This is a genomic window from Nostoc sp. UHCC 0252 (assembly GCF_034931145.1).
In the GTDB taxonomy this organism is placed as follows: Bacteria; Cyanobacteriota; Cyanobacteriia; order Cyanobacteriales; family Nostocaceae; genus Nostoc.
The window spans coordinates 35,763-56,097 of record NZ_JAYGHE010000032.1; the positions used below are offsets into that span (position 1 = coordinate 35,763).

A 20,335-nucleotide genomic window follows, 5' to 3' on the forward strand; every position below is an offset into this window, starting at 1 on the left:
CATTTTATATGTTTGGAATTGGAGCGCTATATTAGCCTTTCAGTATGACTTTTAACAAGTGTCCCAGCTATTAACATCATAGCAGGCAAAGTTTATGCAATCACCTTCGCAGGAGTTGGGAGAGTCTAAAGATGTCAAAGTCCAGCTTCTTTTAACTGGAGGACATCAATATACTGTTTATTTAAAATCAGATGCACCTGTACTACATAGTCTGTTAACAACAATTGTGGGTCGTGCTTATAAACAAGAGTCTGCTTCTCACACTTTATTTCAACTTCCCATAAATGAAGGTCATTCTGCTTTGTGTTTTTCAAGCGATCGCCTTGTGGGTGTAGTAACAGAACCTCCTATTTGGATACAGCAAGTAGAAGATACACAACTTCCATCTAATGATATTTTAAATTCTAATTATATACAAATAGATAACTTTTTACCTCAGAAAGAATATGAACGATTAATTAAATATGTGTTAGACAAAAACTCAGATTTTGTGCAGGCTAATACTTCTACCCAAGATAAAGATTATCGCCAGTCAATGGTTCTCTACTCGTTTCCCGAATTTGCTGATCTGATTATCAAGCGTATTCAGGAGATGATTCCTGATGTAATTAGCAAATTAGGGCTACCATCATTTTCGGTATCTCAAATAGAAAGTCAACTGACAGCACATAATCATGGTAATTATTACAAAATTCACAATGATAATGGCAGCCCAGAAACGGCTACAAGAGAACTCACATACGTTTATTACTTTAATCGAGAGCCAAAGCAGTTTTCTGGCGGTGAATTGCTAATTTATGACAGCAAAATTGAAAATAACTTTTATGTCAATGCAGAGTCTTTTAAGACTATTGAACCACGCAACAATAGTATTGTATTTTTCATCAGCCGATATATGCACGAAGTGAAGCCTGTGATTTGTCCGTCTAAAGCTTTTGCTGATAGCCGTTTTACAATCAACGGCTGGATACGTCGATAAGCGAATTTAAGCAGTTAGACAATACCTTCGGCAATTACCATAGGGTTGAGTTAGGTAAATACACCTGACTTAACCCCCTGGTAAAATCTATGGTTGCTTAAATTAGTTCTACTTTTTGTGGAAAGCATTTTTATTGTCTCGTCCACAGATAGTCTTTAAAAGCTCTTATGCGATAGGCATTGAAGAGGCTTAGTTTGCAGTGCAAAATTTTTTCAATTTATAAAGCCAATATTAAACGGTATTTATTCTTATAGTATTTGTTGCACATGCAGTATATGGCAAAAAAAAATTTAATATTTTTAGTGATAAACAAACTTGTTCATCTAAGTGTTCATACTATCTATTCAATAATTATTTATAGAAATAAACCCATAAATAAAGATATCAATAAAGCTATAAAAAACAGCAGACACTTAAAAGATATAAGGAGAAAATAGAAATTGAAATTAACAAAAATTTCTGCATATAACGACTATTATTTAGTACATCACATCATGGCAAGAGTATTTTCTATTCGGCTAGGATCTTCTTTGATAGCGGCTGCGGGTATAGCTGTATCTACCTCTTCGTTCAACCCTGCTAATGCCGCTTCTATGAGTTTCACTGCCACTAACTTTACAGGCGATCCTCTGCAAGTTAGATACACTCTAGATGACACTGTAGCGGGTGCCGGAAATGTTCAGTTTAAAGTGGAATTTTTGACTGACTCAACCTACAAAAATATCGGCGATATACGCGGAGTCTTCTTCAACATTAAAGATAACTCGCTTCTATCTGGACTCGAAGTCAAAGGTGTAGGCGTACCCATAACGGACACTGCATATAACACCGATGGACAGCTTGCAAGTGTCGGTCAAGCTAATCTGAACGGTGATGGCAATACCCACAAATTTGAATACGGTGTAGAAATTGGTGTGCAAGGTTTAAAGGGCGGGAAAGATGACTTTCAAACAGCAACCTTTGTCCTGTCTCACAGTACAGCAGCCTTAAATCTCGATCAATTTTTAAATCAAGACTTTGGCTTGCGTGTAATGAGTGTAGGACTTCCAGGTTCTAGGCGTGAGGGAAGTAGCAAACTTGCAGGCATATCACCAACACCAGCACCAGCGCCAACTCCAGCACCAGCACCTGCTCCCGCACCAGCACCTGCTCCAACGCCAGCACCTGCTCCAACGCCAGCACCTGCTCCAGCGCCTGCCCCTGCACCGTCAGTACCGCCTTACTATCAACCTCCTGCACCTGCACCTCAACCGACAAAAGTACCTGAACCCAGTACAACCGCAGCATTAGGATTATTTGCCTTGGGCATTTTCGGACTCAAGAAGAAAAACAAAAAAAATATTCCTCAAAATTAAACCACACTGCTGAGTTTTAGTAAGAGGGAGCTTAAATATGGGTTTAGAAATGCTTATGCTCTTCTAAACCCATTTTTGTTAGGGTAAGAAACGCTAAACTAGAACTCACCCCAATAATTCCTGCTTTTTAACTGGCGCTTAGTAGCAAAAAAATTTGAGCGACAGAAACAATCTAAATATAATTCCTGCTATTGCTAGCATTTAAACTGAAATATTATTAGCTTGTTAGCTCAGATGCAAAATAAAATAATCTACATATTTGGCTAGCTTAACCTTGGAGTATAAATAAGCTGCGTAAATAATTCAAGGTTTGTAGACGCTATGCGTACCTTGCTTTCCCAAAGGGGTACATTACAAACTAATATCAATATTTTTACATTACTTAACACTAATTTGATTTATTTTTACCTACTTACATCAGAGGCTTCTGTAGATTAGGTTATGAAAAAATAAACCAGCCACAGTCAATGGCAAAGCTCTAAAATTAAAAAGTATTAAATCAAGTTGAGGACATCATGGCTGCAAAAGTAGAAATTTACACTTGGAGGACTTGCCCGTTTTGCATTCGTGCCAAAAGTTTGCTGAAGAGTAAGGGTGTTGAATTTACAGAATACAGCATTGACGGAGATGAGGCAGCTAGAAATAAAATGGCTCAAAGAGCAAATGGACGGCGCTCTTTACCGCAAATTTTCATTAATGATGACCATATTGGTGGTTGTGATGACATCCACGCTTTAGATAGTCAAGGCAAGCTGGATGAGCTACTAACTTCCGTGTAAACTTAGAAGATATTGCGATCGCTAGCAACAAGCGACTACAACTCTGTTTACGAACTTTTTTCTCGTAAAAGTATCTGTCCACAAGACTTTACCCTCCAGTTTCTACTCAGCAGTACAGATGTACGTCAATTGGTGAGAGCATCAAGAGATAATAATTGAATAACCATTTAATTTCTTGGTGATTGAGGTATAAAGGGTGAAACTGGCTTTTATCATTGATCCCATCCATCTGCTTGACCCGTGTCATGATACCAGCATTGCCCTGATCGAAGCAGCGCAAATCCTGGGACACGAAATTTGGGTGACTCAAGCAAATCTGCTGAGTGTAGTGGAGGGCAAAGCTTGGGCTGTCCTACAGCGAGTCGAACTTGTACCAGTGCGGTTGGTGGAGGGACGCTGGGTAGCGGCAAGTCCTTGGTATAAGTTGAGTGATTCTTCCTTAACTTCTTTAGAGACAATGGATGCCGTATTTATGCGGACAGATCCACCTGTGAATGATTCCTACCTCTATGCCACTTACATTCTGGATTACATTGACCAAAATAAAACTCTGCTGATTAACAGTCCTAGCGGCATCCGAGGGGCAAATGAAAAAATGTATGCCCTCCAGTTTACCAAGGCGATTCCAGAAACAATTGTCAGTGCTGATAAAGAGTTTATTCGGCAATTTGTCAAAGCAAAGGGGGCAGCAGTTCTCAAACCACTAGGTAACAAAGCTGGGGAAGGAATTTTATTTTTGCAATCAAGCGATCGCAATTTTAACTCCATTGTCGAACTCAGTACCCTCCAAGGTCGAGTGCCAGTAATGGTACAAACCTATCTACCGGAGGCGAAAGCAGGAGATAAACGAATTATCCTGCTTAATGGCAAACCGATTGGTGCGCTCAATCGCCTCTCTAGCGGAACTGATTTTCGCAATAATATGGCCACTGGCGGTACAGTCGCTCAAACCGAAATTACTCCAAGAGAAAATGAAATTTGTACCCAAGTAGCCGAACACTTGCGTCAAGACGGTTTAATTTTTGTGGGTATAGATGTTATTGGTGGCTACCTAACTGAAGTTAACGTCACTAGTCCTACAGGAATTCGTGAGATTGATCGCCTAGATGGTACTAATCTTGGTCATCAGATTATTCAATGGATTGAACAGTCATTAACTAAAAAACAAATGTAAATTATTGTTTACTTGGTGTTTTATTTACCAGAAAACACAATTCCTTTAAGCGTTGATGAGTTTTTTACCAATTAGCAAAATTAGGGATGGCAACAGATTGCTTATCCCTGCTTTTGGTAAAACCCTGAAACTAACAGATTTTATATAGCACTCAGCCTAATTTGAGACTGCTAATTTAATCTAAAATCTCAAATCCACAATCTTTTAATTCCTCGGTGTTCGTCGGTTTCTCAGGAAGTCAGGTATATCTAATCCAGGTTTTTCTTTTGGTTCTGGAATTGGAGTTGGAGTTGGATTTGGAGTTGAACTCGGAGTTGAGGTTTGAGGATTAACTGCGGGTTGTTGTGTTGCTGGTCGCTTCGAGGTATTGGGGGCTACTCGAACATTAGCTGCGCTTTGTTGTACCGCAGCTTGTACTTCACCTGTAAATCCAGTGGCAATTACAGTAATTCTTACCTCACCTTGGAGCCTGTCATCAATTACAGCCCCAAAAATAATATTGGCGTTGGGATCAACTACTTCATAAATTGCTTCTGCGGCTGCATTCACTTCATGCAAAGTCAGGTCAGTACCACCTGTAATATTAAAGACAACACCTCTAGCACCTTCAATAGAACATTCTAGCAATGGTGAAGAAATAGCTGCGATCGCAGCTTCTCTGGCTCTAGACTTTCCAGAACTAACGCCGATTCCCATCAATGCCGATCCCGCATCTGCCATCACAGCCCGGACATCAGCAAAGTCAACGTTTACCAAACCGGGAATCGTGATGATATCAGAAATACCTTGCACCCCTTGACGCAACACGTCATCGGCATAGCGAAAAGCTTCTTGCACAGGTGTTTGTTCGGGGATCACTTCCAGCAGTTTATTGTTGGGAATAATAATTAATGTATCTACCCTACTTTTTAACCCCTCAATCCCTTGTTCAGCTTGGCTGGTGCGGCGGCGACCCTCAAAAACGAATGGACGTGTAACTACACCAACAGTAAGAGCGCCCATTTCTTTTGCTACTTCTGCCACGATTGGGGCTGCACCAGTCCCAGTACCACCACCCATACCAGCAGTAATAAATACTAGGTCAGCACCCTCTAAAGCTGTAGCAATTTCGTCTCGTGATTCCTCAGCAGCCTTTTGACCAATGGCAGGATTACCACCTGCTCCTAAACCCCGTGTCAACTTCTGCCCAATTTGTAATCTACTGGGAGCGCCTGCCAAAGTTAAAGCTTGGGCATCAGTATTAATTGACCAAAATTCCACACCAGAGACATCAGATTCGATCATGCGGTTAACGGCATTGCCACCACCGCCACCGACACCAATCACTTTGATGTTGGCAACCCGGCCAGGAACAATCTCACCAATTCGGCTATTTTCCGCAGAAATCTTTTTATTATCGTGATTTTGTCCGAAGTTCAAACCAGAGTTATTAAAGGGATTAGTCGAGTTAACTGCTAGAGAAAGCCCAGGCTGTCCCGGAGATTGGGAATTTTTATAGGTGAGTCCTTGGTTATTATCAAGTGTCATTGGATTTGTGAAAGGGTAGATAAACGACTTTTTCAGGTGTTATTCACTTAAGAGTCAACTATAGTTTGACACTGCCACAAAACGATGGCACTGTTCTTTATGGTTTTCACTACTGCCAAGCCTAACAGAATTAGCAGTGCGAAAATTTGCTATGGGATAAGCTTTTAAGGCAGCCGATCGCACAGCCAATTCTAGAGAAGTATACCTATATTTATCTAAAATTGACTTGTATAACTTCAACCAGACATTAATCTCTTCAGTCTTCTTGGCAGAGAACGTCAGTTCTAAAGGCACACCACAGCGTATCTTATCTGCCTCAATAATATTGTTAATAGGTTTCACCATTGGGGATAATTGCAACTTTAGACACAAAATTTACCTGAGACTTACTTAATTCTTAAGGTTTAAGTAAGCAAGAATTTACTTGTCAGACTATACCTGATTAATTTGTTGTTTGGGGGGTCTTAATGGACACTTTGTTGGAGCAATAGTCTATCTTACGAGAACCCTTACTAGTGTGGTCAACAAATCAAGATTTTCCTAAAGATTTCGTAACCAAATTAGGAATTACGGTACAGAATAGTCCAAACTGATCGCCCAAAAGCAGCTTTTACGCAACTCTTTACAGTACTTTAAATTACAATTTAAAACTTCAGTAAACTGTCTTTGGAAGTATCCTCAACAGACCAAAGTTAGATTTTCTGACATTTTGCACCCTAGTATTTAGATGTTAGGGTAACAATTGAGAGTGTTTTCCTCACAAGAGAGATTTTATGCTTGATCTTCTCATTTTAATTAGAAGTTAATGCCGATTTGCCTGCGAGTTGCCGGAAAACTGAAAATAATAAATATATTTATCAGCATAAAGCTTCTTAATTTACTATGAGCTATCAATACATTAAACACGCTAGATATTTTTAGGGTTTTTGGGAGTTACTTTTTGGTCTTTCTGGTTCGTTTGTACTAATGGAAATTCGGGATTTTTCAGATCAATATACTCTATTTGGCCGGAATTGAGTTTTGTTGTTAAAGGGAGCATTTGGGCGAGTACCTTAATTTGTTCAGACAACTGAGGGCCTGGAACACCGAGATGCACATTTCCTAGTTCTGTTTTCAAAATTAAATTCGCTGGATTTTGGCAATCAATTTCCCTAACTTTCACAGGACTTTGGCTGACAGCTTGATGAATTTGATTCCAGTCGAGACAGTATTGTTTTGGCGATCCGATTACTCTAAGATTGGGCAATTTCCGATTGGGATTCAAGGATGTGTATTTTTCTAAAGGTATCCAGGCCCCACTTGCATCTAGTAAGCCGATTGTGATTTTTTTGTTGCCAGTGCCTTGATTTTGTACACTTGGTGTTTGAGTCACCGCTACAGGAACTCGTTCTTGGATTTCGATGTTTAATCCAGGAGGAAAAAGGCGGCGTCTAACGATCGCTTGGGCAATAGTTGGTTGTTTTTTCAAAGAGTTTGCGATCGCAGCCGGTTCAATCCGCCACAAAGATTGGGGGTAAGATAGCACCAACAGGGATTGAGTTGTCTCATCGGACAGTAATTGATTGCCTGACTTCATCACTACTTGTTTGGGAGTTTTTAACACCCATACCGGTTGAACTGCTACCCACAACAATCCACCTGCCAAACCAGTAATGGCAAAAGTTCGCCAGATAGCTTGAATAATTTTCATCTGCCGCCGCCGCCGTAATTTCTTACGACGCTGGGCTAAATCCGTGCGAGAAACTGATATTATGCCAGCCATTCAAACCCCTTTCTCGGTACAGTCCAAATTTATTGACAAAGCTCAGTATTGAGTGCATGGAAAGACTCTATACTGATGTACTTAGTACAAGTCCTACTATTTTATTGCTTAACTTGAAGTTTACCAGCATCAAGCAAGTGGCATTGCGGTCTTTTAACTTAGAACACTTCATGCGCTTGTATCATTATTAATCCCAGTAAACACTGTCCGCATCTGTTAGCCGCTCTCCTCAAGACTTTTTTTATTTTTAGTAACACTTTACAGTAACTACAGAACCAACGTGGCACTAGTTATTCTTCCTATTAAAGTTTCAGGAGTCCATTCTTAACTCACTGTTGTATTTTTGACAAGTGATTATCAAAGATTTTTTCTCTAAATTAATTTGAATATTTCTAATTTTGTTTTCTTGACAAATAGAATGTGAAATGATAGCTAAGTATCCCTAGAGTCCTGTATAAATTGCTATAATTCATACTAGTCATGTCTCATCAGCTATACAAACGGGGAACTATACAATGTAGTAGCTTTTTTTACTGATTAACTCAGCGATAAAGGTTTATGCCTCAAACAAAAGTTAGAGATTGTCAAAACCCCATTAGCAGGTGTAAAAAGGACAAATATGCTTAAGGTTATTAGGATCAATTAAATCTCTACCATACTACTGACAGCGATCCTGTAATAAGCGCTGACTTCTGCAAGATACTATCAACTTGCGAATTAATCCTATGCCTACTCCAGGCTAGAGATTGTTGGTATAAAAAATACGAATTAAACTGCATCTACACACATCTACATACATGAAAACGGCATTCAATTTATCACGTTTTTATAAGGCATGTAACCCAAGCTACACGCTCAATATAAGTAACGCGCTAGATCGTCAATATTATATAGATTTTGCTGATGTCCGTGGTTGCAAGATTGTCGAAGAATTGCAACGGACTATAGTTCGGATTTCTCCTGATGAGCCAACCTGCCAGTTATTTACAGGTCACATTGGTTGCGGTAAATCAACGGAATTGCAGCGTCTCAAAACAGAACTTGAATTAGCGGGATTTCACGTAGTTTATTTTGAGTCCAGTCAAGACTTAGACATGGCAGATATTGATATCAGCGATATTTTGCTGAGTGTAGCTCGCCAAGTCAGTGCCAGTTTAGAAGGCATTAACATCAAACTCAAAGGTGGTTACTTTACCAATTTATTTAAAGAAGTAGGAGATTTTTTGCAAACCCCTATAGAGCTTTCTGGACAAGCAGAATTGTCCTTGGGTATTGCCAAAATTACCGCCAAAACCAAAGATAGCACCCAGATGCGGAATCAACTGAGGCAATATTTGGAGCCACGTACCAATAGTATTTTGCAAGCGATTAACGAAGAAATTTTAGAAAAGGCTGTTGAACAGCTAAAGCTACGGGGTCAAAAAGGACTGGTAGTAATTGTAGATAATTTGGATAGAGTAGATATGCGTCCCTTAGCATCAGGGCGATCGCAACCAGAATATCTTTTTATCGACCGAGGCGAACAGTTACGCCGACTCAAATGCCACCTAGTTTACACCATTCCCCTAACCTTAATATTCTCCAACGAGTACGAAACACTAAAAAATCGCTTGGGGGGAGGGATTGCGCCAAAAGTACTGCCGATGGTATTAGTGCGGCAAAGAGATGGCAGTGACTACGAACCAGGAATGTCACTAGTACGCCAGTTAGTCTTAGCAAGAGCTTTTCCAGAAGTTCCTTTGAATGAAAGGCTTTTATTAATTACAGAATTATTCGATCATTCCCAAACCTTGGATCGAATATGTCGCGTTAGTGGTGGCCACATTCGTAACTTACTGGGTTTACTTTATAGCTGCCTGCAACGACAAGATCCACCTTTTTCTAGGGACTGCCTAGAAGCCGTCATTAAAGACTACCGCGACGATTTGCTATTAGCTATTGATGAATCTCAGTGGGAATTATTGTTTGAAGTAGTTCAGCAACAGAGAGTTAAAGGTGAGTCTGACTATCAAAGCTTACTACGAAGTATGTATTTGTTTGAATATCGTGATCCTGTGGGGCGCTGGTTTGGCATCAGTCCAGCCCTAGCAGAAACAGAAAAAGTTTTAGCTTGGCAGCAAAACAAGTAATAGTGCTGGGTAAGTTAATAGTCAATACAGTTCAGTTAAGCATTTTTTCCTTCTCTCTGTGTTCTCTGCGCCTCTGTGGTTCGTTAAAAAAATTGATTTCACAAAGGGTTTTAGCCTTAACTGAACCATATTGAGTTAATAGTCATTAATCATTAGTCCTTTGTCTTTTGCCATTGGACTAGTAACTAATGCCCCATGCCCCATGTCCAACGCCCAACGCCCAATACCAATGACTACTGATAAGCCGCTACACATCTACACTAAAGAAAATCAACATACCTTGCAAAGACTAATTAGAGCGATCGCACTCTCCGAAGGCCAATTTGCCCTAATTTTAGTTCGGTGTAACTATGGGCAATTACGCGAGCAAATGTTAGAAAATATTCGCTCAAGCACTAAAGATATCAATATCAGAGAAATCTTTCTCAATTCATCAACTACTTCTTTACACAACACAATAGTTTCAGAACTATCTCTTGATAATCCTGCTGTCGCCACAGACTCTTTGCCAGCTGCTGTAATGATTTTTGGTATTGAGTCAGTGTTCGATCTAGAAAACTTACTTACAGGTATTAACCAAGCACGAGATATTTATGCTGCGACTTTTCCATTTCCAGTAGTCTTGTGGCTACAAGACGAAGTGGCATCATTGTTGTCTAGGTTAGCACCTGATTTTAAAAGTTGGGCTGCAACCACAATTAAATTTGAAATGGCAAAAGTAGATTTAATTGCTTTGATTCATCAAGAAACAGAATCCCTATTTGCCAAAGTTTTAGAAGCAGGTGCTGAAACATTTTTATCTAATGCCTCTCTAGATTTAGATCCCAAGTCTCAACACCGCCACGAAATAGAATCAGCCCGTAATGATTTATTGCGCCTATACGGTGTTAAATTAACACCAGGATTAGAAGCCAGTTTAGAATTTGTCTTAGGGCGAGATAAATACGCCAACGATCAAATTAATGGTGCTTTAGCCAATTATCAAAGAAGCCTAGCATTATGGCCGCAGGAAACGAAGAGAATAGCAGAGTTGAAGAGTGATTCTTCTTTGTCCCTCCCATCTTCTCATCCTACCTTTTCCTCGTCTTTACTCAAACAAGCAATAGTACTATTCCATCTGGGGCTGTGTTATCACCGAATGGCAGATTTGCACCACAATAGTAATAGTAGATATTGCGAACATGCTTTCTTGTGGTTTAAACAATGCCTAGATGTATTGGAGGGAGTAGAAAGAGAAGACTTAGTTGCTAAATTTATTTTGCCCGCTTGTGAAATGCTGCAACGTTTACAAGCTTGGGATGACTTAAAAAAACTAGCTAAAAAGTCATTACATCTACATAAAATCTATGGAAATCCTGCACAAATTGCTCAAAATTATGGTTTTTTAGCAAATGTGGCAGCTTCTGAATCGAATTGGATACTAGCTCATGAATTAGTGAATACAGCACTTTCGATTTCCGAAGAAGCAACAGAAATTCCTCTGCGAGATGCTTGGCGAACACGACGACAAGAAAGTTGGTATCTGCTCTTACTCGCCCGTACACAAAGGCATTTAGGTGAGTCAGGGGAAGCTATCAATAATCTGGAATGGGCGAGGATAGTTTGTGAGCTACAACATCAGCCATCACTTTATTTAGAGATTTTAGAGGAACTGCGATCGCTTTACTTTTTTGAGCGTCATAATTATACAGAAGCTTTTAAACTCAAGCAAGAAAAAATTCAGATAGAACATCAGTATGGCTTTCGTGCTTTTATTGGTGCAAGTCAATTACAGCCGCAACGCTCTAGAATTAACCCAGCATTAGAATCTCAAAAAATACCATTTATTCCTGAAGGAGTTGCCCAAGAAATATCAGCTTCAGGACGACAGCAAGATGTAAATCGTTTGATTGAGAGAATTAGTCGTGCTGACTATAAACTCACGATAATTTACGGGCCATCAGGCGTAGGTAAAAGTTCAATTCTCAAAGCTGGTTTAGTCCCAGCGTTGAGAGGAAAAGCTATCGGAGAACGCATTCCTATACCTACTGTTTTGTCTGTTTATACTGATTGGCTTACAATCTTAATAAGCAATCTAAACCAAGCTTTGGCATACACAGGAATATCGATCAGTCCTGACTCTACACCCACTAGTTTACTAGATAGAATTCGGTTAGCTACCGAGCGCAACTATACAATAATTATCATATTAGACCAGTTTGAGGAATTTTTCTTTATTAGTAATCCTCCTACGCAAAGAATAGAATTTTATCAGTTCCTTAGTGAATGTTTAAATATTTCTTATGTAAAAATTATTCTTTCTTTAAGAGAAGATTATTTACATTATTTATTAGAATTTGAGCGGTTGAGCCAAAAAAATAGTATTGGAATATATGATTTAGGCGTAATTAATAAAAATATTCTCGATAAGGACATTCGCTACTATTTAGGAAAATTCTCTAGCCAGGATGCTAAAGCCATCATTCACAGTCTTACTCAACGTTCACATTATGAACTGAGTGATGAATTAATTAACCGATTAGTCCAGGATTTGACAGGAGAACTAGATGAAGTACATCCAATTGAATTACAAATAGTTGGCGCTCAACTACAAATAGAAAATATTACTACCCTTGGACAATACAAGCTTTGCGGTGGATCGGCAAAATTGGTTGAACGCTGGCTTGGGGAAGTGATCAAAGACTGTGGCCCGGAAAATGAAGAGTTAAGTTGGAAATTATTATTTGAGTTAACTGATGAAAAAGGGACGCGACCATTAAAAACTAAAGCTGATTTAGCGGCTGCATTAGTTAATAACCACGATATAGATACAATATCAAGCTTTGACAGAGTTGGGGAACTGATTTTAGAAATATTGGTGGGTTCAGGTTTAGTGTTGCGAGTCAGAGAAGAATTAGGCGATCGCTACCAGCTAGTTCACGATTATCTCGTTGAGCCAATTCGCCAAAAAAACAACTATGGTATGCTCGCCGAATTTGAAAAAATCAAACTCGAAAAAACTAAAGCAGAATTCGCCCAACAACTTAGTGAAAAACAACTCAATTTGGTGTTGCAACGGCGACTGCGGGAGGCACGGTTTGTAGGCGCAATGCTGGCAATCATGGGCGGAACAATAGCAGCATTATGGTGGCAAGCCGACTTGCAAAAAACAGCAGCAATTCGCCAAACTCTACGAGCGGAACGCAGTGAAACCAACTTGAGCATTAGTGGAATCACTGCTGCTAGTGAAGCTCTGTTTGCGTCTAATAAAGAGTTTGATGCTTTATTAGAGAGTTTGCGGGCTTGGAGAGGACTGAAACAGGCAGATGGAGTGCAATCAGACACTCGAATGCGGGTAATAACAGCCCTACAACAAGCTGTTTATGGAGTAACAGAAGTCAACCGCCTGGAAGGGCACACTGATATTGTCTGGGGAGTAACTTTCAGTCCAGATGGTCAAACCCTAGCATCAGGTAGCCGAGATCAGACGGTGAAAATTTGGCATCCTGATGGTACTTTACTTCAAACCCTCAAAGGTAACACCGATGCTGTTACCAGTTTAAGTTTCAGTCCAGATGGTCAAACCCTCGCGTCCGCCAGTCTCGACAAAACAGTGCAAATTTGGCACAAAAACCTGGCTACAGGTAAATTCGACCCCAAGCCATATAAAACCCTGAAAGGACATAAAGATTGGGTTTATAGCGTTAATTTTAGTCCTGATGGCGAGTTGTTAGCCACTGCTAGTAAGGATAGAACTATAAAACTCTGGCGCAAAGACGGCACATTAGTAAAAACTCTGAGAGGACATCGAGGGTGGGTTAACTGGGTAAACTTTAGTCCCGATGGTCAATTAATCGCCTCGGCTAGCGATGACAAGACAGTAAAAATTTGGCGACGGGATGGTAGCTTGGTTACAACTTTGGAGGGACATCGGCAGGGTGTAGTTGTAGCTGTTTTTAGCCCCGACGGTAAATTTTTAGCCTCAGCAGGTCGAGATAAGACAGTGAAACTTTGGCGGAGGGAGATTAACAATACTAAAGACGGTTTTGACTTTCGTCTTTACAAAAATTTACGGCAACATAGCAGTACAGTGTGGAGTTTAAACTTTAGTTCTGATAGTAAAAAGTTAGCTTCCGCAGGTGAAGACAATACTATAAACCTCTGGAGTATCACTGGTAATTTACTCAAAACCTTTAAAGGACACAGCGATGCTGTTGTTAGTTTAGCTTTCAGTCCAAATAACAAATTGTTAGCTTCAGGAAGTTTCGATAAAAGCGTGAAACTATGGAGTTTAAATGCCCCAACACCGTCTATTTTGAAAGGGCATCAGGATCGAGTTTTGAGTGTTACTTGGAGTCCCAACGGCCAGATGCTGGCTTCTGGTAGTAGCGATCGCACCGTAAAACTTTGGCAACGATACACCAGTAATGGCGAGTTTAAAACCCAGCTTTACAAAACTTTAGCGGGTCATAAAAATAAAGTTCCGAGTGTCAGTTTTGACCCCAAAGGGAAAATGCTGGCTTCAGGAAGTTATGACAAAACCGTGAAACTTTGGCGGCTTGACGGTACTTTAATCATGACTCTCCACGGACATAGCGATAGTGTGATGAGCGTGAATTTCAGCCCCGATGGTCAGTTTTTGGCATCAGCTAGCAAAGATAAAACAGTAAAACTCTGGAACCGTCAAGGTAAGTTACTCAAAACCTTAGTCGGACATCAAGGTTGGGTAAATAGCGTGAATTTCAGCCCTGATAGTCAGATTTTAGCCTCTGCCAGTGATGACCAAACTGTAAAACTGTGGAACCGTCAAGGCAAATTGCTCAAAACTTTTTCGCCCCATGAAAGTTGGGTGTTAGGTGTCAGCTTTAGTCCCACTGATGAGTTGCTGGCTTCTGCCAGTTGGGATAATACGGTGAAACTGTGGCGACGGGATGGTACGTTGTTAAAAACCTTGTTAAAGGGGTACAGCGATAGCGTCAATGCTGTAACTTTCAGTCCCAATGGTGAATTGCTTGCTGCCGCCAGTTGGGATAGTACAGTGAAACTTTGGAGTCATGAAGGCAAATTAATTAAAAGTCTAAATGGGCATCGTGCCCCAGTCTTAAGTGTTAGTTTTAGCCCAGATGGTCAAACATTGGCATCAGCTAGTAATGACAACACGATAATTCTGTGGAATTTAAATCTTGACGATCTGCTTGTTCGTGGTTGCGATTGGGTGGGTGATTACCTCAAGCACAACCGTAATCTTGAGGAGCGCGATCGCCTTCTTTGTGATGGCATAACCACTAAAAACCCTTTTTAATTACGAATTACGAATTACGAATTAATTTGAAGCCTCAATGAGCAACCGCTCTTGGTTTAGCGGTTGATGAGGCGATCAGAGTTGTTAATTTCGAGCTAATCAGCAGAGGAGCGATCGCTCTCCAAAACTTCACGATTATTTTCTGGGGGAGCCTCTTGTGGCAAATTCGCTAAAAAGGCTTGTAGTCTCATGCGCTCAATATAAGGCCAGCCTCCCTCAGATTCAATATCTTTCAGCAGTGAGTAAAGTTGCCGACGATTAACAGGCAAGCTCTCTTGAAAAACCCCATCCCGGATCTCTCGGTGTAACTGTTCTAATTGCCTAAGCATTGCCAAAAGAGCTACAGTATTGCCTTTACAACCCTGAACTGCATCATTCACCACAGTTGCGATCGCTTGCAGTTTATAGGACAACTCCCCTGATTCCAGATTTTTGTGATCGTTCATCCCAGCCTTTCCGTATAAATGAGGTCAACTCAAATTTACCGGAGATTTTTAATTTTCCCTAGTTACTCTAGACAAGGAGTAAATAAAATCAACCTTCTGTGGGCTACTAGATGGTTTTTTTCTAGATTCACTGCGATCGCCCATCCCTTCTCTGGACTAAGCCAGAGTTGAATATAACTAGATTTGTATCTTTATTAAAAGCAATTGCGATCGCTCCTAAGACGGAGCGGTAAAGTTTAACATAGGCTCCACGTCAGCTAGATGCGATCAAGACGAGAATTTCTTGGATTTTGAGTACTTTGATTTTGAGTTAAAAAAAATCGTATGATCTGGCTAATTTACCCATCAAACAATGGGCTGTATGTAGTAGCGTCACATACATGATACAAAAAGACTTGGGCGACGCTGTTTTTGCAATTGGCAAAAGCAAAGTGCGAAGCAGACACCCCTGTTCGCACTCTTTGAGATAAGCACTTATGCTGCTCTGTGTAGCGCTTACTCATCCATCCGTCCAACTCTAACAAATGCCACCAACAGTAAAACTGCTGGTTTTTGCTCCCCTAGTTACACACATCCAAAAAGGATAAAGTGTGCTAATTACTCTGGGGTTTACACCCTAAGCTCAAGAGAACGACACGTTTAACTACGTTTAGCAGAGAAAAGTTTGAATGGCGACTTCCAACCTATACACCCGGAGATTTGCCTCGCCTCTGACCATCAGAGCAACGCAGTATCCGATTAAGGATGGTTTTCGTCAGCGATCAAAGCTTCGATGCAGTTTTACAACTTAGATATTAATTTTTGAGATTGAGGTTGACCATGAGGTATCGCGCTTTAATTGTTGCATTCTTCGCTTTGTGCCTGGGGCTAATAACTGCTTGTAGTGATGCTCCTGCTACTAGTAGTAGAGATGTACTGACTTACGACCAAATTCGTGGCACTGGCTTGGCAAACAAATGCCCTCAACTAGCAGAAACAAGCCGTGGCTCCATTCCCATTGATTCTAGCCAGTCTTATGCCATCAAAGAACTTTGCTTAGAACCAACTAGCTTCTTCATCAAAGAAGAACCTGCTAATAAACGCCAACAAGCAGAATTTGTTGCTGGCAAATTGTTGACCAGATACACTTCCACCATTGACCAGGTGCAAGGCGACCTAAAAATAAACTCGGATAATAGCTTGACCTTTGTGGAAACTGATGGTCTTGACTTCCAAGCTATCACTGTTCAACTTCCTGGCGGTGAGCGAGTACCTTTCCTCTTCACCATCAAAAACTTAGTTGCTCAAACCCAACCCAGTTTGAGCAGTATTAACACCTCCACGGACTTTGAAGGTACTTTCAAAGTTCCTTCCTATCGTGGTGCTGCCTTCCTAGATCCTAAAGGTCGTGGTGTCGTCAGTGGCTACGATAATGCTGTGGCTCTCCCCGCCCAAGCGGATGATGAAGAACTTACCCGCACTAACGTTAAGCGTGCTGAAAATCTAAATGGTAAGATTTCTCTGCAAATCGCTAAAGTAGATAGCTCTAGTGGTGAAATTGCTGGCACTTTCGAGAGCGAACAGCCATCTGATACAGATTTAGGTGCTGGCGAACCTAAAGAAGTCAAGATTCGTGGTCTATTTTTTGCACGGGTTGAACCAGGGCGTGGTTAAATTCTCTGGAGTTAGATAATTGACCTGACATTCAGAACTAAAATTCTGTCAGCATCAGGTTTCATCACAAAAGCTCACTTCTGCACCATTCGCAGGGCTGTTTCATTACTATAAAAGCCTTACATAGACGAAAAGAGACAAGAGATAAATCACTCCTTCCCTTGTCCCCAAGTTTTCAAGAGGCTTTGAAAGAATGAAACAGTCCTGCCTTTTTTTAGGGTGGTAGATAGATTTTTTATCAAGAGAGGAAACTTTAAAGCCTAATTATGATTGGGTTATATCATGTCCGGCAAATTACTTGTGATATATCATTGCGAGTGCAACGCAGTGGAATGTTCTTAATGACAATTGTTTAACTAAACATGATATTAGCGGGAATTAGACAAAAAACACCCAAAAAAGAGCCTCAAATCTATCAGGACTTACGCAAAAATTGCCGAAAAGCTTAATTTATCGAACCGCCAAGATGCCAAGAACGCCAAGAATTCGTAGAGTGTGCGTAAGTCCTATCTATATAAAAAACGATTTAGACATTATTTAGCTTATTTTATTGATATGTCTGGGTTTAAGCCATTTTTTGTTAGTGATATTTTGCCCCGCAATATCTCCTAGTACAACGAATAGCGAGATTAAGCTTTGTTGTATTGGCTTACGTAAATATACATACTATTTTCCCGATATTGTTAGTAATTTTTAATTATTGGTTGAATCTCCCTTGAATAGACAAGTAATTTTACTGTCAATTCAACTTTTACCATCCAAAAAAATTTTGACTAGTGTTGTTTTATTTCTAGAAACTAGCTTCACCATTAATTAATTAAAGTTAAGTAAAATCTCGGTTTTATATTTAGTGATTAATTTTATATTTTATTTCTATGTAGTTCTAAAAGTAGCTACAGATCATTTCCAAGATAAATAACAAACTAAATACCAATTTCGCCCATTTAAATTTTGCTCGATTGTCAGGCAAATCTATGGAATTTTATTTTAAAAAATTGTTAATGCCATAGTATTTGTTATTACATATAGCGCTTTATTGTCTTTAATATCGTGCGATCGCAGCTAGATTTAAAAGTGAGTAATTGATTGTTAATTTACTCAATAAACACGGTGCTATGCCTACCACAGTCACCAATGAACTAAAACATGAAATTTGGCAGTTGTTGCGAGAATATCAGCAATCTCGGTCAGAAAATGTTCGCAATCAACTGGTAAAACTCAATTTTGGACTTGTGAGAAAAGAAGCTCACTACTGGACAAATCAATGTCATGAAACCTACGATGATTTGCTCCAGGTTGGATGTTTAGGTTTAATTAGGGCGATTGAAAAATTTGAAATTTCTAAGGGACATGCCTTTAGTTCCTACGCTCTTCCTTATATTCGGGGTGAAATTCAACACTATCTCCGAGATAAAGGTGTTACTGTGCGAATTCCTCGGAAGTGGTTAGCACTGCAACAACAAGCAATAGGAGTGTCACGTTCTTGGCGTGAAAAGCATAATCGCCAACCAACAGACACCGAATTAGCAACAGCGTTAGAAATTTCTCCAAATGAATGGCAAGAAATTAAGTTAGCGTGGATAAATCGCGCTCCCTTGAGTCTTGATGTACCAATCCAAGATGGAGAAGAAGGCTCTACTTGTTTGGGAGAATTGGTTCCAGATCCTCACTATCGCAGCTTTCAATTGGCACAAGAAGACCAACTTCGTTTGCAACAAGCATTGGTTCAGCTTGAACAACGCACCCGCGATGTTTTGGAATGTGTATTTTTACAAGATTTGACACAAAAACAAGTTGCAGAACATCTAGGAATCAGTGTCGTCACAGTTTCCCGTAGAGTCAAGAAAGGTCTGGATTTGATGAAACAGCTTATGGGTGTAGCAGACGATTAACTGCAAAAAACTGAATCCGCAGTTATGCTGGGCTGTTAGTGCTAAAAATAACCCTTGAAATGTAAAAAATTAGGTTATAAAGGGAACATACTTTGCCTTTAATCCAAATTTCAGGCATGTAGATTTCCATTTTTAAATTTTCCAATGGCTTTTGAGAGCAACTCATGGGCAGAAATTCAAAAATTACAATTGCAGCTATTTTAACCTTAGCGATCGCTGGATGTGCTTCTGAAGATACACAACAAGCCATCAATCCTGCGCCAATTCCTAAAATAGCAACAAAGTCGCCACCATCGGCTCAATCCTTTAAGAATCCTGTGATACCTGCCAAACAGGTTTCACAAGTTAATCCCGCATCTGTTAACTTGATTCAATCCACTAATGCTACAGAGCGAATAGGGTTACTTCAGGTATCAAAAGAGCGGAGTGACCCGTTTGCACAAATTTTAGGGCAGACGGTTCCCGGAATGCCTAGAACATCTGGAAGACCTATTCCTGTGTTGCCTAAGCTACCTACTGCATCGCTAACAGTACGAAAACTTCCAACACCCAGGATCATAGCTTCAAATCAGAAGAAAAATAACATTGCTTCTGTACCAAAAAAAGTCAATCCTACTTTTACTTCAGTCTTACCTAGAGTTTTGCCTCAAGTTGTCCCCAACCCGACTTTAGTATCTGTATTGCCACCACCAGCACAACCTGAGTTAGCAAGAGCAGTTATTGTGACTGGTGTAGTTCTAATTAGTAAGGAACCACAGGCAATTATCAAAGTACCAGATGAGCCGACAAGTCGCTATGTGCAAGCTGGACAGCGATTAGCCAATGGCGTACTGATTAAACGCATTGAAATGAATGGAGGCTCCAATCCGATTGTAATTCTTGAACAATTTGGTATCGAAGTTGCCAAAATGGTAGGGGAAGGGCCTGTCAACTCAACGCCATCAGCTGCATCTGCTAATGGTAATCCTGTTTCAGTAGCAACGCCCTCCTCAAATCCTTTTAATGTTGGAGCTTCATAGAGATGGAGACTAAGGAAAAAGTTGAATTCGCTGGTTTGCCTTTAGCTGTCTATAGAGAGATAGCAGCTCATTTGCGTCAAATCGAAGGGGTAGAAGTGGATTTAATTCCCCAATCATCCCAACAGTTTGATTACAATCAAAGTCAAATTGGTGGCTTGTCCATCTCGTGGACAGCAAACTCTAGTTTAGAAAGTCGGCAACAAGTTAACCAAATTTTGGCTTACTATCAAAATCGCTATAAGTAACTACGCAAAGTTAATTACAGTCATTGCGAGCGAAGCGTTCGCGGAGCGTCTCGTAGAGATAGCAATCCCAGCCCTTGCGATTGCTTCATTTCGC

14 protein-coding genes are annotated in these 20,335 nt (G+C 40.2%); 10 read left to right on the plus strand and 4 right to left on the minus strand.

Going from position 1 to position 20,335, the window contains the following annotated elements; all coding sequences use genetic code 11:
• Positions 1-94 precede the first annotated feature (94 nt).
• From VB732_RS18495 to gshB, 4 genes are all read left to right on the plus strand, one after another.
• Positions 95-979 carry a 2OG-Fe(II) oxygenase gene (locus tag VB732_RS18495; protein WP_323232367.1) on the plus strand — a complete coding sequence of 295 codons (885 nt, stop codon included), beginning with the start codon at positions 95-97 and terminating at the stop codon, positions 977-979.
• A 440-nt stretch (positions 980-1,419) separates the two neighbouring features.
• On the plus strand, positions 1,420-2,334 hold the full coding sequence (locus VB732_RS18500; RefSeq protein ID WP_323232368.1) for a PEP-CTERM sorting domain-containing protein: 915 nt from the start codon (positions 1,420-1,422) through the stop codon (positions 2,332-2,334).
• A gap of 515 nt (positions 2,335-2,849) precedes the next feature.
• Entirely contained in the window at positions 2,850-3,113 is a 264-nt protein-coding gene (gene grxC, locus VB732_RS18505; protein ID WP_114086110.1) for a glutaredoxin 3, read from the plus strand.
• 196 nt (positions 3,114-3,309) lie between these two features.
• Positions 3,310-4,287 carry a glutathione synthase gene (gene gshB, locus VB732_RS18510; RefSeq protein ID WP_323232369.1) on the plus strand — a complete coding sequence of 326 codons (978 nt, stop codon included), beginning with the start codon at positions 3,310-3,312 and terminating at the stop codon, positions 4,285-4,287.
• Positions 4,288-4,491: 204 nt separating this feature from the next.
• Here the strand turns inward: gshB and ftsZ are convergent, their stop codons facing one another.
• The 3 genes from ftsZ to VB732_RS18525 all read right to left on the minus strand — a co-directional run bounded on the left by ftsZ (position 4,492) and on the right by VB732_RS18525 (position 7,576).
• Positions 4,492-5,814 (minus strand): cell division protein FtsZ, encoded by a 1,323-nt coding sequence (gene ftsZ, locus VB732_RS18515; protein ID WP_323232370.1) that lies wholly within the window; start codon positions 5,812-5,814, stop codon positions 4,492-4,494.
• Positions 5,815-5,868: 54 nt separating this feature from the next.
• Positions 5,869-6,159 (minus strand): hypothetical protein, encoded by a 291-nt coding sequence (locus VB732_RS18520; protein ID WP_323232371.1) that lies wholly within the window; start codon positions 6,157-6,159, stop codon positions 5,869-5,871.
• Positions 6,160-6,721: 562 nt separating this feature from the next.
• Positions 6,722-7,576 carry a cell division protein FtsQ/DivIB gene (locus VB732_RS18525; RefSeq protein WP_323232372.1) on the minus strand — a complete coding sequence of 285 codons (855 nt, stop codon included), beginning with the start codon at positions 7,574-7,576 and terminating at the stop codon, positions 6,722-6,724.
• Positions 7,577-8,373: 797 nt separating this feature from the next.
• On the opposite strand from VB732_RS18525, the gene VB732_RS18530 reads away from it, so the two are divergent.
• Positions 8,374-9,705: a P-loop NTPase fold protein gene (locus VB732_RS18530; RefSeq protein WP_323232373.1), complete on the plus strand. Its 1,332-nt coding sequence runs from the start codon at positions 8,374-8,376 to the stop codon at positions 9,703-9,705.
• A 229-nt stretch (positions 9,706-9,934) separates the two neighbouring features.
• Entirely contained in the window at positions 9,935-14,986 is a 5,052-nt protein-coding gene (locus VB732_RS18535; RefSeq protein WP_323232402.1) for an eIF2A-related protein, read from the plus strand.
• Between the two features lie 95 nt (positions 14,987-15,081).
• On the opposite strand, the gene VB732_RS18540 is transcribed toward VB732_RS18535, so the two are convergent.
• Positions 15,082-15,432 (minus strand): hypothetical protein, encoded by a 351-nt coding sequence (locus VB732_RS18540; RefSeq protein ID WP_323232374.1) that lies wholly within the window; start codon positions 15,430-15,432, stop codon positions 15,082-15,084.
• An 819-nt stretch (positions 15,433-16,251) separates the two neighbouring features.
• Between VB732_RS18540 and VB732_RS18545 the strand changes: the two genes are divergently transcribed.
• The 4 genes from VB732_RS18545 to VB732_RS18560 all read left to right on the plus strand — a co-directional run bounded on the left by VB732_RS18545 (position 16,252) and on the right by VB732_RS18560 (position 20,241).
• The gene (locus VB732_RS18545; RefSeq protein ID WP_323232375.1) at positions 16,252-17,085 is read left to right on the plus strand and encodes a photosystem II manganese-stabilizing polypeptide; all 834 of its coding nucleotides are present in this window, start codon (positions 16,252-16,254) and stop codon (positions 17,083-17,085) included.
• Between the two features lie 1,115 nt (positions 17,086-18,200).
• Complete coding sequence (locus VB732_RS18550; protein ID WP_323232376.1) at positions 18,201-18,977, plus strand: RNA polymerase sigma factor SigF; 777 nt, start codon at positions 18,201-18,203, stop codon at positions 18,975-18,977.
• Positions 18,978-19,141: 164 nt separating this feature from the next.
• Entirely contained in the window at positions 19,142-19,996 is an 855-nt protein-coding gene (locus VB732_RS18555) for a hypothetical protein (RefSeq protein WP_323232377.1), read from the plus strand.
• A 2-nt stretch (positions 19,997-19,998) separates the two neighbouring features.
• Positions 19,999-20,241, plus strand: a complete 243-nt coding sequence (locus tag VB732_RS18560; protein WP_323232378.1) for a hypothetical protein — start codon at positions 19,999-20,001, stop codon at positions 20,239-20,241.
• The last annotated feature ends 94 nt before the right edge of the window (positions 20,242-20,335 follow it).

What these genes read in the sequence shown, in the direction of transcription:
- VB732_RS18495 (WP_323232367.1), top strand. Translation starts at nt 95, where the DNA reads ATGCAATCACCTTCGCAGGAGTTGGGAGAGTCTAAAGATGTCAAAGTC.
- VB732_RS18545 (WP_323232375.1), top strand. Translation starts at nt 16,252, where the DNA reads ATGAGGTATCGCGCTTTAATTGTTGCATTCTTCGCTTTGTGCCTGGGG.
- ftsZ (WP_323232370.1), bottom strand. Translation starts at nt 5,814, where the DNA reads ATGACACTTGATAATAACCAAGGACTCACCTATAAAAATTCCCAATCT.
- VB732_RS18530 (WP_323232373.1), top strand. Translation starts at nt 8,374, where the DNA reads ATGAAAACGGCATTCAATTTATCACGTTTTTATAAGGCATGTAACCCA.
- VB732_RS18525 (WP_323232372.1), bottom strand. Translation starts at nt 7,576, where the DNA reads ATGGCTGGCATAATATCAGTTTCTCGCACGGATTTAGCCCAGCGTCGT.
- VB732_RS18560 (WP_323232378.1), top strand. Translation starts at nt 19,999, where the DNA reads ATGGAGACTAAGGAAAAAGTTGAATTCGCTGGTTTGCCTTTAGCTGTC.
- VB732_RS18555 (WP_323232377.1), top strand. Translation starts at nt 19,142, where the DNA reads ATGGGCAGAAATTCAAAAATTACAATTGCAGCTATTTTAACCTTAGCG.
- grxC (WP_114086110.1), top strand. Translation starts at nt 2,850, where the DNA reads ATGGCTGCAAAAGTAGAAATTTACACTTGGAGGACTTGCCCGTTTTGC.
- VB732_RS18540 (WP_323232374.1), bottom strand. Translation starts at nt 15,432, where the DNA reads ATGAACGATCACAAAAATCTGGAATCAGGGGAGTTGTCCTATAAACTG.
- VB732_RS18520 (WP_323232371.1), bottom strand. Translation starts at nt 6,159, where the DNA reads ATGGTGAAACCTATTAACAATATTATTGAGGCAGATAAGATACGCTGT.
- VB732_RS18550 (WP_323232376.1), top strand. Translation starts at nt 18,201, where the DNA reads ATGCCTACCACAGTCACCAATGAACTAAAACATGAAATTTGGCAGTTG.
- VB732_RS18535 (WP_323232402.1), top strand. Translation starts at nt 9,935, where the DNA reads ATGACTACTGATAAGCCGCTACACATCTACACTAAAGAAAATCAACAT.